General features: G+C 52.2%; 15 protein-coding genes and 1 other annotated feature. Of the genes, 10 read left to right on the top strand and 5 right to left on the bottom strand.

The genetic code is table 11. The annotated features are described in order from the left end of the window. Nucleotides 1-20: 20 nt before the first annotated feature. Nucleotides 21-290, top strand: a complete 270-nt coding sequence (locus H4F65_RS02595; RefSeq protein WP_010275230.1) for a YciN family protein — start codon at nt 21-23, stop codon at nt 288-290. 58 nt (nt 291-348) lie between these two features. On the opposite strand, the gene sohB is transcribed toward H4F65_RS02595, so the two are convergent. Further along, nucleotides 349-1,395, bottom strand: a complete 1,047-nt coding sequence (gene sohB / locus H4F65_RS02590; protein ID WP_010275234.1) for a protease SohB — start codon at nt 1,393-1,395, stop codon at nt 349-351. 353 nt (nt 1,396-1,748) lie between these two features. Here sohB and H4F65_RS02585 point away from each other — a divergent pair, with 353 nt between their 5' ends. Both H4F65_RS02585 and cobO read left to right on the top strand, forming a co-directional pair. After that, on the top strand, nt 1,749-2,510 hold the full coding sequence (locus H4F65_RS02585) for a YciK family oxidoreductase (RefSeq protein WP_010275238.1): 762 nt from the start codon (nt 1,749-1,751) through the stop codon (nt 2,508-2,510). A 17-nt stretch (nt 2,511-2,527) separates the two neighbouring features. Then, a complete protein-coding gene (gene cobO / locus H4F65_RS02580; RefSeq protein WP_010275240.1) occupies nt 2,528-3,118 on the top strand; it encodes a cob(I)yrinic acid a,c-diamide adenosyltransferase in 591 nt (196 codons plus the stop codon). Nucleotides 3,119-3,335: 217 nt separating this feature from the next. Here the strand turns inward: cobO and rluB are convergent, their stop codons facing one another. From rluB to rnm, 3 genes are all read right to left on the bottom strand, one after another. After that, a complete protein-coding gene (gene rluB, locus H4F65_RS02575; RefSeq protein ID WP_010275242.1) occupies nt 3,336-4,220 on the bottom strand; it encodes a 23S rRNA pseudouridine(2605) synthase RluB in 885 nt (294 codons plus the stop codon). Nucleotides 4,221-4,381: 161 nt separating this feature from the next. Further along, nucleotides 4,382-5,002 (bottom strand): L-threonylcarbamoyladenylate synthase, encoded by a 621-nt coding sequence (locus H4F65_RS02570; protein ID WP_010275245.1) that lies wholly within the window; start codon nt 5,000-5,002, stop codon nt 4,382-4,384. 150 nt (nt 5,003-5,152) lie between these two features. Beyond that, complete coding sequence (gene rnm, locus H4F65_RS02565; RefSeq protein WP_010275248.1) at nt 5,153-6,037, bottom strand: RNase RNM; 885 nt, start codon at nt 6,035-6,037, stop codon at nt 5,153-5,155. A 220-nt stretch (nt 6,038-6,257) separates the two neighbouring features. Continuing rightward, nucleotides 6,258-6,362: a sequence feature (Trp leader region), on the top strand. Nucleotides 6,363-6,393: 31 nt separating this feature from the next. Between rnm and H4F65_RS02560 the strand changes: the two genes are divergently transcribed. The 7 genes from H4F65_RS02560 (at nt 6,394) to H4F65_RS02530 (ending at nt 14,121) form a co-directional block, all read left to right on the top strand. Next, a complete protein-coding gene (locus tag H4F65_RS02560) occupies nt 6,394-7,956 on the top strand; it encodes an anthranilate synthase component 1 (protein ID WP_010275252.1) in 1,563 nt (520 codons plus the stop codon). After that, nucleotides 7,956-8,534 (top strand): glutamine amidotransferase-related protein, encoded by a 579-nt coding sequence (locus H4F65_RS02555; RefSeq protein WP_010275261.1) that lies wholly within the window; start codon nt 7,956-7,958, stop codon nt 8,532-8,534. Before H4F65_RS02560 ends, H4F65_RS02555 begins: the two co-directional genes overlap by 1 nt. An 83-nt stretch (nt 8,535-8,617) precedes the next feature. Next, nucleotides 8,618-9,616: an anthranilate phosphoribosyltransferase gene (gene trpD, locus H4F65_RS02550; RefSeq protein ID WP_010275263.1), complete on the top strand. Its 999-nt coding sequence runs from the start codon at nt 8,618-8,620 to the stop codon at nt 9,614-9,616. A 7-nt stretch (nt 9,617-9,623) separates the two neighbouring features. Then, nucleotides 9,624-10,991 carry a bifunctional indole-3-glycerol-phosphate synthase TrpC/phosphoribosylanthranilate isomerase TrpF gene (gene trpCF, locus H4F65_RS02545; RefSeq protein WP_010275266.1) on the top strand — a complete coding sequence of 456 codons (1,368 nt, stop codon included), beginning with the start codon at nt 9,624-9,626 and terminating at the stop codon, nt 10,989-10,991. Nucleotides 10,992-11,004: 13 nt separating this feature from the next. Then, entirely contained in the window at nt 11,005-12,198 is a 1,194-nt protein-coding gene (gene trpB, locus H4F65_RS02540; RefSeq protein WP_172644790.1) for a tryptophan synthase subunit beta, read from the top strand. Next, a complete protein-coding gene (gene trpA, locus H4F65_RS02535; protein ID WP_010275272.1) occupies nt 12,198-13,004 on the top strand; it encodes a tryptophan synthase subunit alpha in 807 nt (268 codons plus the stop codon). Before trpB ends, trpA begins: the two co-directional genes overlap by 1 nt. Nucleotides 13,005-13,389: 385 nt before the next feature. Next, entirely contained in the window at nt 13,390-14,121 is a 732-nt protein-coding gene (locus tag H4F65_RS02530) for an oligogalacturonate-specific porin KdgM family protein (protein WP_010275276.1), read from the top strand. A 209-nt stretch (nt 14,122-14,330) separates the two neighbouring features. On the opposite strand, the gene ompW is transcribed toward H4F65_RS02530, so the two are convergent. Beyond that, nucleotides 14,331-14,963 (bottom strand): outer membrane protein OmpW, encoded by a 633-nt coding sequence (gene ompW / locus H4F65_RS02525; protein ID WP_010275279.1) that lies wholly within the window; start codon nt 14,961-14,963, stop codon nt 14,331-14,333. Nucleotides 14,964-15,126 lie beyond the last annotated feature (163 nt).

The raw sequence follows: 15,126 nt of genomic DNA, 5'->3' as shown, positions 1-15,126 counted from the left end.
TGAGTACAGGAGTAACAATCATGTCACCTGAACATCAGGTAAACGAAGAGAAGCATCCTATTGACCGCCAGAGCTTATTAATTGAAGCCAATGACATCATTAAGCATCACGATGATTATTTGCATGGTATGGTCGCTGATAGCGTAGAACAAAAAAACGGCGTGCTGGTTTTTCGCGGTGAGTTTTTTCTCGATGAGAACGGAATACCGACCTTAAAAAGCACCGCGGTATTTAACATGTTCAAGCATCTTGCGCATGTTTTATCCGAAAAATACGACTTGATCGATTAAATGCAAATGCCCGCAAATTCGCGGGCATTTGATTGTGTACGGCTTACTATTTTATTAATTACAGTAGAGGCTTTGAACCACGTTGCCACCAGCGCAACATCAGTCGTTCTGCGGTATCGCCAGCGCTGCCCGTCAGACGATCCAGCAGGCGTTTACGCCGCGTATAGCGAACGCTTAACACTTCATGGCTAGCCATTTCAGCAATCAGCAGGTCGTCACTGGTACCGATAGCGTCAATCAACCCCAGATCTTTCGCCTGAGTGCCGAACCAATGCTCTCCCGTCGCCACCGAATCAATATCCAGCGAAGGACGCATCTGCTGTACAAAATCCTTAAACAGCGTGTGCGTGACATTCAGATCTTCACGGAATTTCTCACGCCCCTGCTCTGTGTTCTCACCAAACAGCGTCAGCGTACGCTTGAATTCGCCCGCCGTGTGCAGCTCAACATCAATGTCTTTGTTTTTCAGCAAACGGTGGAAGTTGGGGATTTGTGCCACAACGCCAATAGACCCTACAATCGCAAACGGTGCCGCTACGATGCGGTCAGCCACGCAGGCCATCATATACCCGCCGCTGGCAGCCACTTTATCCACGGAGACCGTCAAACGTACGCCGCCCTGGCGTAAACGCTGCAATTGCGAGGCCGCCAAACCATAACCGTGCACCACACCGCCTGGACTTTCCAGACGCAGCAATACCTCATCTTTCGGTTTCGCCACGGCGAGCACGGCGGAGATCTCTTCACGCAGCGAACTGACTTCGCCCGCATCCATACTGCCGTTGAAATCGAGCACGTACAGACACGGTTTAACACTCTTCTCTTCGCCACGTTTGGCACGCTGTTTATCTTGCTTCGCGGTTTCTTTTTCTTTCTTCTTTTCTTGCTTAGATAACAGCTTACGCTCGGTGTCACTCATACAGGCGGTCTGCATTTCACGCTGCATTTCCTGATATTGTTCACCCAGATTCGTGACCTGCAACTCACCTTTATGCGGGCGCTTACGCTGCGTCATCCCGAATGCCAGAACGACTAACGCACCAATCGCCACCACGATGGTGAGTACCTTAGCCAGGAATAAACCGTACAGAGAAAGTAATTCCACAAACACCGTCCTCATTGACTGCGTATTAATTAATGTTGGTTTACTCACCAACCATGGCGTTGACGTCGTGCGCCATTCCCTTCCTATAACCTAACTGATGGCACGCAATATGGCGATGTTATTCCTGCGGTTTTTACGCCTGTTGCTGCTTTTTACAACAGCACAGGGATAAATAGAGGCAGTCTCATTGAAAACAGTCGACATTTGAGGCATAACACCCCCATTCATCCTGCCCGGATGCGCCGTTAACTGACGTTCCGAGCGGCACGACGCATCTCGTCGTGCCGACACGCGATGGCAGGTCTATATATCTGAAGCGTGGCTGTTTTGCGCCACGGCAAGAGGAATTCATTGTGCATTACCAGCCTAAAATCGATTTACTGCAAAACCGCATCATTCTGGTTACCGGTGCTGGCGACGGCATTGGCCGGGAAGCCGCGCTGACCTACGCTCGCTACGGCGCGCACATCATCTTATTAGGGCGGACAGAAAGTAAACTTCAGTCGGTTAAACAGCAGATCGAGCAAGAACACGGTACGCCAGCGCACGTGGTTGTCTGCGATATGCTGGCCTTATCCTCCGCGCAGTGCTTCCAATTGGCTGACGAACTGGCACAGGTTGTGCCGCACTTGGATGGGGTTCTCCACAACGCCGGATTGCTCGGGGAAATCACCCCTATCAAACAGCAAACACCTGAGGTCTGGCATCAGGTTATGCAGGTCAACGTCAACGCGACCTTTATGCTGACACAGGCGCTGTTGCCTCTGTTATTGAAATCACCTTGCGCTTCTCTGGTTTTCACCAGTTCCAGCGTGGGCCGCGAAGGTCGTGCCGGCTGGGGAGCCTATTCCGTATCCAAATTTGCGACAGAAGGCCTGATGCAAGTGCTGGCAGAAGAGTATCGTTCACACAATCTGCGCGTGAACTGCATCAATCCTGGCGGGACGCGTACAGGAATGCGTGCATCAGCCTTCCCCAACGAAGATCCAATGAGACTGAAAACGCCAGCAGATATTATGCCGCTGTATCTCTACCTGATGGGCGATGACAGCCGCCGTAAGACGGGGATGAGTTTTGATGCACAGCCGGGCAGAAAAGCCGGTCCAGCCGAATAATAGAAAGAGCACGCACGATGAGCGATGAACGCCACCGGCAACGCCAACAGCGCCTGAAAGAAAAGGTCGACGCCCGCATTGCCGCCGCGAATGAAACACGCGGTATCCTGATCGTCTTCACCGGTAACGGGAAAGGAAAAACCACGGCGGCCTTTGGCACCGTCACACGAGCGATAGGCCACGGATTGCGGGCGGGCGTGATCCAGTTTATTAAAGGTGAATGGCCTAACGGTGAGAAGAATTTGCTACAACAGCACGGCGTGGAATTTCAGGTCATGGCGACGGGCTTTACCTGGGATACGCAGAATCGTCAGACGGATACCGAAGCGGCACAGCTCGTCTGGCAGCATGGCAAACGCATGCTGGCCGATCCACAGCTCGACCTCGTTGTGTTGGACGAACTGACGTATATGATTAGCTATGATTATTTAGATTTAAGTGACATTGTCACTGCACTAAAGCAGCGCCCTGCCGGACAGACGGTCATTATTACCGGCCGCGGTTGCCATCGTGACTTACTGGAAATGGCCGATACCGTGACGGAAATGCGCCCGGTAAAACATGCGTTTGATAGCGGAATTCAGGCTCAACAAGGCATTGACTGGTAGCCGTTAGCCTTATTGCTGACAAAGGCTGGTGCGCGGGAGTAACGGATAGATCGTAAAGACGCTGCAAGTACCTCCATTGTAAGCTCGGATTGCGCCATCCCTGGCGCAAACGCTTTACTCTTCTATTCCGTTACGCCCGTTTTCGTTCGACAAATAGGTTTGTCAACAACCTATTGCGGGCAGCGAAAGCTGCCCGTGAAGCGTAGGGATAACGATATTACCCGTTGCGCTTGGGTTTTGGCGAGGTACGGCGCGCCGGAGCAGTGTTGATCTGGCTGTGACGTTTTACCGCACGGCGGATCTGGTTCGCCTTCACTCGGCGGCGTTCGCGCTCAACCGGCAGTTTCGATACCGTTTCTGCCGGAAGCTGCACTAATTCACGCAGATAGTTCAGCTGCTCCAGTGGCATTTCTGTCCAGCCACCGCGAGGAATACCTTTCGGCAGCGTAATGTCGCCGTAGCGCACGCGAATCAGGCGACTAACCTGCACGCCAACCGCTTCCCACAGACGGCGAACTTCACGGTTGCGCCCTTCAGTCAGCGTCACGTTATACCACTGGTTCAAACCTTCACCGCCCTGATAGCGGATAGTGCGGAATGATGCCGGGCCGTCATCCAGCTGTACGCCTTTGCTCAGCTGTTTGATCTTTTCGTCGTCAACTTCACCGAAAACACGCACGGCGTATTCACGCTCAACCTCACGGCTGGGGTGCATCAGGCGGTTGGCTAACTCACCGTCGGTCGTGAACAGCAGCAGGCCTGAGGTGTTCACGTCCAGACGCCCTACAGCAACCCAGCGAGAACCCTGAATTTTTGGTAGACGGTCAAATACTGTCGGGCGGCCATCAGGATCGTTACGGGTGCACAACTCACCTTCCGGTTTGTAGTACATCAGTACGCGGCACACGGACTCTTCGGTTTCCTTAACGGTAACCACATGACCATCGATACGGATTTTGGTGGCTTTCGTCACTTCAACGCGATCGCCCAGAGTGGCAATCTTACCGTCAACGCTGACGCGTCCAGCCTGAATGATACCTTCAATTTCGCGGCGTGAGCCATGTCCGGCACGCGCCAGAACTTTTTGTAACTTTTCGCTCATTGAGCAACCTCTAGTGTCGCCTTCCCAGGCGTCGGGGGGAGTCATAACTGCTTATAAAATTCAGCAGGTTACGTAAAAATTGTTCGTCGTATCAAAAACTGGCGCGATTATACCGATCTTCGCGCCATTTGTATTCCCATTGTTACCGCTCTTCGCTGCACTTATAAGAACGGAGTGACATCACCGGTGCCTTCACGCGCGACGCGTGGCGCGGACTCGGTCAAGTCGATAACCGTCGTCGGCTGCTGGCCCAGCGAACCGCCATGAATAATCAAATCCACCTGTTTTCCCAATCTGTCCTGAATTTCTTCTGGATCGGATTCGGCGAAATCATTTCCCGGCAGCATCAGCGTCGTCGACATCAACGGTTCATTCAGCGCAGCCAGCAGCTCCAGTGCGATAGGATTGGACGGCACGCGCAGGCCAATGGTTTTACGCTTTTCATTCATTAAGCGGCGAGGAACCTCTTTCGTCGCTTTCAGAATAAACGTGTAATTACCGGGTGTGTTATTTTTTATCAACCGAAAAGCCGAGTTATCAACATGGGCATACGTCGACAGTTCGGACAGATCGCGACACATTAGCGTGAAGTTATGATCGCTCCCCAGATCGCGAATCCGGCAGATGCGTTCCAGCGCGTTCTTTTCGCCCAACATACAGCCCAACGCGTAACCGGAATCCGTTGGATAAACAATCACCCCACCTTTATGCAAAAACTCCACTGACTGATTGATCAATCGCGGCTGCGGATTTTGCGGGTGAATATAGAAAAACTGGCTCATGACCCTACCTCATACGTCTGACATTGCGCGGCGTTGTGCATTTCAACCCGCGTCATCGTGCAATAGGATTATTATAGAACGTGTTGGCGGTAAAAGATTGTTATTCCATGAATTTGTTATTTCAAAAAGAGATCCATTGCATCAACGAGGCTATGCGCTGCCAGCTTCCACCAATAGTGGATGGTGCCAAACGGGTTCGACATCGGCAGGTAGCCACAATTTGCGGCCCAGCTCAATCCAGGCACACGGCAGGTGAAAATCCGATCCTTGCGACGCCATCAGGTTGTAGTCACGCGCATAGCGTCCCAACTGCATCCGTTCATCCGGTGCCTGTTGGCATTGCGCCACTTCCATCGCAATCCCGCCGCTTTCTGCGAAGGTAACTAACAGACGCTTCAGCCATTTGGCCGTCAAATCGTAGCGCCCCGGATGCGCCAACACCGATACACCGCCGGATTGATGAATCGCCTCGACCGCTTGAGGGATAGTGCACCACTGCGGTGGCACATAGCCGATTTTGCCTTTTGCCAGATATTTTTTGAACACCTGATTCATATTCGCCGCGATACCCAGTTCCATCAGATAACGTGCAAAATGCGCGCGTGTAATCTGTCCGCCCGTCGCAAGACGCTGTGCGCCAGCCAGCGCATCAGGAATGCGGTTTTTTTCCAGACGAGCCGCGATCTGCTCCGCCCGGCTCTGCCGACACGCCGCCTGCTGTTGCAACAGCCTCGTCAACGCTGGGTGTGCACTATCCATCCCCAGCCCAACAATATGGATCTCATGGTTTTCCCACAGCGTGGAGATCTCCACGCCGGGAATCAATCTCAGCGGCAGATCCTGTTGTGCAATCGCATCCTGCGCTTCGTCAAGCCCAGCCGTCGTGTCGTGATCGGTAATCGCCAGCACGCTCACCCGCATGTCTACCGCGCGACTGACCAGCGCCGTCGGCGTTAAAAGGCCATCAGATGCCGTGGTATGGCTATGCAAATCATAAAGTGGGAACGACGATATCGGTTGAGAATCTTCTGGCACAAGCCTATCCATTAACAAGAATAATGCGAAGAGCGCATGATGCCATCAATAGGGCGTAAATGGTAATGCCCGCCGTTTCCCTGAGTAATAAAATAATCCTATTGAAGGTGTTGACATTTTATCGCCGAACCAGTTAACTAGTACACAAGCGCAGTGCGCAGACGGTAATCAGTATACAAACAGTGAGATGATGATAATGGCAACGCAGAAAATGATGAAGCATGGTTGGTGGCGCTCTTCCCTCTCGCGGGTGGACTAATCACGCATCGCTGTTATCACACATGCAGATATTCCCAGGCCCGCTTAACCAAGCGGGCTTTTTATTTGATGGGCACAACATTAAACGGGTAGCAAGAATGCAAACAACACAACCTAAACTGGAACTGCTGCGTATTGAGGCCGTTTACCGTAACGACCCCAGCGCTATCTTCCATCAGCTCTGCGGTGCCAGACCGGCAACGCTGTTGTTAGAGTCGGCTGAAATCGACAGCAAGGAAAACCTGAAAAGCCTGTTGATCGTAGATAGCGCACTGCGCATCACCGCACTGGGTCAGCACGTTTCCATTCAGGCACTGACGGCAAACGGCGCCAGCCTCCTGCCGCTTCTGGATGCCGCGCTGCCAGTAGAGATTATCAACCAACCGCGTCCGAACGGCCGTGAACTCACGTTCCCACTGGCAGACGCCATGCAGGACGAAGATGCTCGCCTGCGTTCGCTGTCCGTGTTTGATGCCTTACGTCAGATTCTGACGCTGGTCGCCTGCCCGACAGATGAGCGTGAAGCCATGTTTCTCGGCGGCCTCTTCGCCTACGATTTGGTCGCAGGGTTTGAAGAATTACCCGCGCTGAGCCAGCAGCAGCGTTGCCCGGATTTTTGCTTCTATCTGGCAGAAACGCTGCTGGTGCTTGACCACCAAAAACGTGTAACCGCTCTGCAAGCCAGCCTGTTTACACCGAACCATAGCGAAAAGCAGCGTCTGCAACAGCGTCTGGAACAGCTACAGCTTCAGCTCACCCAGCCAGCGCCTTCGCTGCCGCGTCAGTCCATCGAAGACATGACGCTGAGCTGCAACCAGAGCGATGAGGCCTTCGGGGAAGTCGTCAGCCAGATGCAGGAAGCTATTCGCATCGGTGAAATTTTCCAGGTCGTGCCGTCACGTCGTTTCTCTCTGCCGTGTCCTTCACCGCTGGCCGCCTACCAAACGCTGAAGGATAACAATCCCAGTCCTTACATGTTTTACATGCAGGATCAGGACTTCACGTTGTTCGGTGCCTCGCCGGAAAGCTCGCTGAAATACGATGCCGACAGCCGCCAAATCGAAATCTATCCCATTGCCGGTACTCGCCCGCGCGGTCGCCGTGCCGATGGCACGCTGGATCGCGATCTCGATAGTCGTATTGAGTTGGAAATGCGTACTGACCATAAAGAGCTGGCTGAGCATTTGATGCTGGTAGATTTAGCGCGTAACGATCTGGCGCGCATCTGTCAGCCGGGTAGCCGTTACGTTGCTGACTTGACCAAAGTTGACCGCTATTCCTTTGTCATGCATCTGGTCTCCCGCGTAGTGGGTACATTGCGTGAAGATTTAGATGTACTGCACGCCTACCGCGCCTGCATGAATATGGGCACGCTGAGCGGTGCGCCGAAAGTCCGGGCCATGCAGCTGATTGCCGAAAGTGAGAAAACCCGACGCGGCAGCTACGGCGGCGCGGTGGGCTACTTCACCGCTCACGGCGATCTGGACACCTGCATCGTTATCCGTTCCGCCTATGTCGAAGACGGTATTGCCACCGTTCAGGCCGGTGCGGGCGTGGTGCTGGATTCTAACCCTCAGGCCGAAGCCGACGAAACACGCAATAAAGCCCGGGCCGTACTGCGAGCCATTGCCAGCGCGCACCATGCAAAGGAGATTTTCTGATGGCCGATATCCTGCTGCTCGATAACATCGATTCATTCACCTACAACCTGGTGGATCAGCTGCGTGCCAGCGGTCATCAGGTCGTGATTTACCGTAACCATCTGCCTGCCGACGTCATCATCGCGCGGTTACAGCAAATGGAAAAACCGATCCTGATGCTCTCCCCCGGCCCCGGCACGCCAGCCGAGGCGGGCTGTATGCCGGAACTGCTGCAGCGTCTGCGCGGTCAGTTACCGATTATCGGCATTTGCCTCGGTCATCAGGCCATCGTGGAAGCCTATGGCGGCCATGTTGGTCAGGCGGGTGAAATCCTGCACGGCAAAGCGTCTGCCATCGACCACGATGCCAGCGGCATGTTTAGCGGTTTACCGCATCCATTGCCCGTCGCTCGCTACCATTCGCTGGTCGGCAGCAATATTCCGTCGACGCTGACCGTCAACGCACACTTCAACACGATGGTCATGGCCGTGCGGAACGATGCCGATCGCGTCTGCGGTTTTCAATTCCATCCTGAGTCGATCCTGACCACGCACGGCGCTCGACTGCTGGAACAAACGCTGGATTGGGCGCTGGCTTAACGAGGGATACGATTATGCAACTGTCTTCTACACAACAGTCTCCTAAGACCCGGGAACCGTCTACTGCTCAGGATGTCATTACCATGCAACACATACTGGAAAAATTATACGGCGCGAATCCTATCAGCCGTCAGGAAAGTCAGGCGCTGTTTGGTGCCATTATTCGTGGTGAACTGGAAGCCAGCCAGCTGGCAGCGGCGTTGATTAGCATGAAAGTGCGCGGCGAACATCCCGATGAGATCGCCGGTGCTGCCACGGCTCTGCTGGCCGATGCGCAGCCGTTCCCGCGCCCTGACTATTTATTTGCCGATATCGTCGGCACAGGCGGTGACGGCACCAACAGCATCAACATTTCAACGGCCAGTGCCTTCGTTGCCGCCAGTTGTGGTCTGAAAATCGCCAAGCACGGCAACCGCAGCGTATCCAGCCGTTCCGGTTCCTCTGACTTACTCTCCGCTTTCGGCATTAAGCTGGATATGAGCGCGCAGGATTCCCGTCAGGCGCTGGACGACCTGGGTGTGTGTTTCCTGTTTGCTCCGCAATATCACCTGGGCTTCCGTCATGCCATGCCGGTACGCCAGCAGCTCAAAACGCGCACCGTCTTCAACGTGCTGGGGCCGTTGGTTAACCCCGCTCGTCCACCGCTGGCGCTGATTGGCGTATATAGCCCCGAATTGGTTCGTCCTATCGCCGAAACGCTGAAGGTACTGGGCTACCAGCGTGCCGCCGTTGTACACGGTGGCGGAATGGATGAAGTCGCGATTCATGCGCCAACGCAGGTTGCCGAGTTGAACCATGGCGAGATCGCAACCTACGAACTGACGCACCGCGATTTCGGGCTGGATGCGTATCCGCTATCGGCATTACAAGGCGGTACGCCAGAAGAAAATCGTGACATTCTCGCGTCACTGCTACAAGGTAAAGGTGAACGTGCGCACGCCGCCGCGGTTGCCGCCAACGTTGCGCTGCTCCTGAGGTTATTCGGACAAGAAGATCTGCGCCAGAATGCGCAACAGGCGCTTGAAGTCATTCATAGTGGACAGGCTTATCAGCGCGTTATCGCCCTGTCCGCCAGAGGATAATGGAACCATGCAGGAAACCGTATTACATAAAATTGTGCGTGATAAAGCGCTCTGGGTTGCGGAACGAGAAAAAGCACAGCCGCTGGCCTCTTTTCAGCATGAGATCGTTCCCAGCCAGCGTGATTTTTATCAGGCGCTGAAACAGGACAAGCCCGCCTTTATTCTTGAATGCAAAAAGGCGTCACCGTCGAAGGGATTGATTCGCGATGATTTCGACCCGGTAGCGATAGCTCAGGTCTATAAAGATTACGCGTCTGCTATTTCCGTTTTGACTGACGAACAATATTTTCAGGGCGATTTTGCCTTCCTGCCGCAGGTTAGCGCGGCAGTCCATCAGCCAGTGTTGTGCAAAGACTTTATTATTTCGCCTTACCAGATCTATCTGGCACGCTACTATCAGGCCGATGCCATTCTGCTGATGCTATCCGTGCTGGACGACGAGCAATATCAGCAACTGGCTGAAGTCGCGCATAGTCTGAAGCTGGGCGTGTTGACAGAAGTCAGTAATGAAGAAGAGCTGCTGCGAGCCATTCAGCTCGAAGCACGCGTCGTTGGGATCAACAACCGCGACCTGCGCGATCTCTCCATTGACCTCAACCGAACCCGAACGCTCGCACCGCGTCTGCCTGCTGGCGTCACCGTGATCAGCGAATCCGGTATCAACTGCCAGGCACAGATTCGTGAACTCAGCGCCTTTGCTCAGGGCTTCCTGATCGGCAGTTCACTGATGTCTGAGCCGGATCTGAACGGCGCAGTACGTCGCGTTATTTTGGGAGAAAACAAGGTCTGCGGCCTGACGCGCGCAACGGATGCACAGGCCGCCTATCAAGCGGGTGCGCTCTACGGCGGTTTAATCTTCGTCGCCAGTTCTCCACGCTATGTTGACGCCAAACAAGCCGCCGAGGTGATGACAGGAGCCCCACTGCGCTATGTCGGTGTTTTTCGCAATGCGCCCGTTGAACACATCGTTGCGATCACAACGCAGTTGGGATTAGCAGCCGTTCAGTTACACGGCGATGAAGATCAACAGATCATCGACAAGCTACGCCAGCAATTACCAGCGGCCTGCCAGATTTGGAAAGCGCTAAGCATCACGGATACCCTGCCAGAACGCAATCTCACCCACGTCGATCGCTACGTGTTTGACAACGGTCAGGGCGGCAGCGGTAAAACCTTCAACTGGTCGCTGCTGGCGAATCAGTCATTGAATAACGTGCTGTTAGCCGGCGGCCTGAATAGCGATAACTGCGCTCTGGCGGCACAGCAAGGTTGCGCAGGACTGGATTTCAATTCCGGGGTAGAAAGCGAACCGGGAAAAAAAGACTCACATAAAATTGCTGCGGTTTTTGCGACATTACGTCAGCCGCAACACTAAAACAGACGGGAAAATTATGACATTACTCAACCCTTACTTCGGTGAATTCGGCGGACAATTTGTTCCGCAGATCCTCATCCCGGCGTTACGCCAGCTGGAAGAGGCTTTCGTCAGCGCACAAAAAGATCCTGAATTTCAGGCCGAATTTACCGATCTGCTGAAAAACTACGCGGGTCGTCCGACCGCGTTAACCTTGTGTCAAAACCTGACTGCCGGGACAAAAACCAAGCTGTACCTGAAACGCGAAGATCTGCTGCACGGCGGTGCGCACAAAACCAATCAGGTACTCGGACAAGCTCTGCTGGCTAAGCGTATGGGTAAAAGTGAAATCATCGCCGAAACCGGTGCGGGCCAACATGGCGTCGCGACGGCGCTGGCTTGCGCCCTGCTTGGCCTGAAATGCCGCGTTTATATGGGAGCAAAAGACGTTGAGCGCCAGTCGCCGAACGTTTTCCGTATGCGTTTGATGGGTGCAGAAGTGATTCCGGTTCACAGCGGTTCTTCCACGCTGAAAGATGCCTGCAACGAAGCGCTACGTGACTGGTCCGGCAGCTATGAAACGGCACACTATCTGCTGGGAACAGCGGCTGGCCCGCATCCTTATCCGACTATCGTGCGTGAGTTTCAACGCATGATTGGTGAGGAAACCAAAGCGCAGATTCTGGAAAAAGAAGGTCGCTTGCCGGATGCGGTACTGGCCTGTGTTGGCGGTGGCTCTAACGCGATTGGGATGTTCGCTGATTTCATCGATGATACTACCGTCCGTCTGATCGGCGTTGAACCTGGCGGCTTGGGCATTGAAAGCGGACAGCATGGCGCGCCGTTAAAACACGGCCGCGTTGGTATTTATTTCGGCATGAAATCTCCGATGATGCAAACGTCCGACGGGCAAATTGAAGAATCTTACTCGATTTCTGCCGGGCTGGATTTCCCGTCCGTAGGGCCGCAGCACGCCCATCTGAACAGCATTGGCCGTGCCGACTATGTCTCGATTACCGATGATGAAGCGTTGGATGCTTTCAAAGCACTCTGCCGCGGTGAAGGGATTATTCCCGCGCTGGAATCCTCCCACGCGCTGGCACACGCCTTGAAGATGATCAAAGCGGAGCCAGAGAAGGAGCAACTGCTGGTGGTCAACCTGTCCGGCCGTGGTGATAAAGACATCTTTACCGTGCACGATATTTTGAAAGATCGGGGAGAAATCTAATGGAACGCTATCAACAGTTATTTAACCGCCTGTCAGAGAAAAAGGAAGGCGCGTTCGTTCCATTTGTTACGCTGGGCGATCCCTCTCCCGAGCAGTCCCTGAAAATTATCGACACGCTGATTGCCGCCGGTGCCGATGCGTTGGAGCTGGGCGTGCCCTTCTCTGACCCGTTGGCGGATGGCCCGACCATTCAGGATGCCAATCTGCGCGCGTTTGCCGCAGGCGTCACGCCGGACCAATGCTTCGAAATGCTGGCGACCATACGCCAGAAATACCCGGAAATCCCGATTGGCCTGCTGATGTATGCCAACCTGGTTTTCAGCAACGGTATTGATGAATTTTATCAGCGTTGCGCGCAGGTTGGCGTCGATTCGGTTTTGGTGGCGGATGTTCCGGTGGTGGAATCTGCGCCTTTCCGTGCGGCTGCCCTGCGGCACGGTATCGCCCCCATTTTTATCTGTCCGCCTAATGCTGACGATGAACTGCTGCGCGAAATCGCCTCTTATGGTCGTGGCTATACCTATTTGGTGTCACGTGCAGGCGTGACCGGGGCAGAAAAGCGCGCGCAACTGCCGCTGAATCATCTGGTTGCCAAACTGAACACGTATCATGCTGCCCCGCCGTTACAAGGATTTGGCATTTCCGATCCCGCTCAAGTACAGGAAACGTTAGCCTCAGGCGCAGCGGGTGCCATTTCTGGCTCCGCGATCGTACGGATTATCGAAAAAAATCTGAACCAGCCTGACGTTATGCTGTCCGAGTTACACGCCTTTGTGAGTGAAATGAAAGCTGCTACGCGTTCATAACACTTTTTAGGCGCGCGATTTGTGCTTCACACAAGTCCTATCGCGCGCCGAATAATGTTTCAAATTATTTCTTGTTTATTTAACGCGAAACATCTTCAATTATTATTTAGTTTCCATTTTATTATAATTGTAAGAAAGGTTTTCAGATTGAAATAATTATTTAATTCCACGCCAGAAAAATAAATTAATTACCTCTTAATTTTGAAACCGCATAAATCCCACGAATAAAATACGAAGAAAATCACATAACTGAGATCATTTTAAATTTTCTCTTTTTAACGATCTTGTTCACATTACTGTAAGAAATAATAAATAGAATGGAACCGCTGAACAAAAGTAGCAGCGCGTTTTTAAATAATAATTCTCTTTGACTTGGGATAATAAAATGAAAGTTAAAATATTGACGATGGTGGTAACCTCCTTAATCAGCTTAAGCTCCATGGCGGTGACGATTGACTATCGTCATGAAATGCAGGATACGGTAAAGAACGATCATAAAGATCGCCTGCTGATGTCCCACCGTTTTGACAACGGTTTTGGCCTGTCAATGGAAGCCAAATGGGCGCAATCTGGCAGCGACAAGACGCCAAATAAACCGTTTAACGAATCAGTCAGCAACGGTACCGAAGTCACTGCCAGCTACCTGTACAAATTTGATAAAACTTTCGGGCTGGAAGGTGGTTTAAACATGGTTTCCACTTCCAATAACAATAACTATCGTCCATATATCAAAGGAACGGCCAACATCACCGATTCCCTGTACTATGGTCTGCGTTACCGTGCCTCCTATCTGCGTAACAGCAATAACATCGGTAACCCGAATTCTGCTACAAACCCTACTGCTATCACTGGCTACACCATCACCAGTACGCTGGGTTATAAACTGCCAGCCAACTTTGTGGTTGAATACGAATTTGAATACAACAAGAACAACAAAGCAGGCGCTCAGTGGTATCTGGCTGATAACGAAAATTATGAAATGAGCCACGACATTAAACTGGCTTATAAATTCGACAAAAACTGGACGCCTTACGCTCAGATCGGTAACGTCAAAGGCAGCACAACAACGGATGAGCGTCAAACTCGCTACCGCGTTGGTGTACAATACAATTTCTAATGGCTAACGCCAGCTAGATAATTGCTGTAATAAAAATAGCGTTTTCTTTATTGGTTTGTTATTTCCTGTCTATAAAAACGGCGACGTTACTTACGTCGCCGTTTTTTTATGGCGTGCCATCCTTGGCCCCTCTTCCGGGTCGTTGCTAACGCAACGTTAAAAATTTCTCCCGGAAATTATTTATTCTTCACATCAAACTAAATTAACAATCAGAAGCGATAACCTACACCAAACATAAAGGCCCAGGGATCAAGTTTGGTATGGATGCTTTGCTGATCGTTACCGGCTTTAAACTTCACATCGGTATCAATATCCATCCACCATACAGACATATTAAGTAGCCAGTTTTTATCCAGGTTGTAATCCAACCCAGCCTGTGCAGCAAGGCCCCAGGAATTCTTCAGGCTCAGATCGCTCAGACCCGCACTTGTCCCCGTATCATTAAATTTCTCATCGAAGAACATCGTGTAATTCAAACCAACGCCCAAGTAAGGACGTAATTTATCTTGAGTATCACCAAAATAGTACTGCGCAACCAGTGAAGGCGGCAGGTGTTTAACCTCCGCAATAGTCCCCGTTCCCGGTGTTCCGACTTTATGTTTGAACGGCGTGGCGGCAAGTAATTCAACCCCAATATTGTCCGTCACCATGTAGCTAAAAGTCAGCCCCAGTTGCGTATTGTTACTAACCTGAAACTCACCTAAACCCAGTACGTTATCCGAACTTTCAGCAGGGCGTACGGTTGCTGAACCTGCCCGAACAATGAAATCACCCGCTTGATGAGCCTGTGCCAATGCAGGCATGAGCGCCGCTGCCAACAATAAGAAAGATGTCTTTTTCATTACCCACTCCATTTATAGGGTTTAAATTTCGAGCGAAATATACCCCTAAGTAGGTATTCTTGTTTTAAGCCAGATCACATCTTTTAAAGATTTTACGCCCAAATTGAACTGAATCATTTATCGCTAACTCATTAAAATCCATGAAATTGATCTAGATCAATAG

The sequence above is a fragment of the Pectobacterium brasiliense genome, from assembly GCF_016950255.1.
In the GTDB taxonomy this organism is placed as follows: Bacteria; Pseudomonadota; Gammaproteobacteria; order Enterobacterales; family Enterobacteriaceae; genus Pectobacterium; species Pectobacterium brasiliense.
Note: the sequence above shows the minus strand (reverse complement) of the source record. Positions and strands in the feature narration are given on the sequence as shown.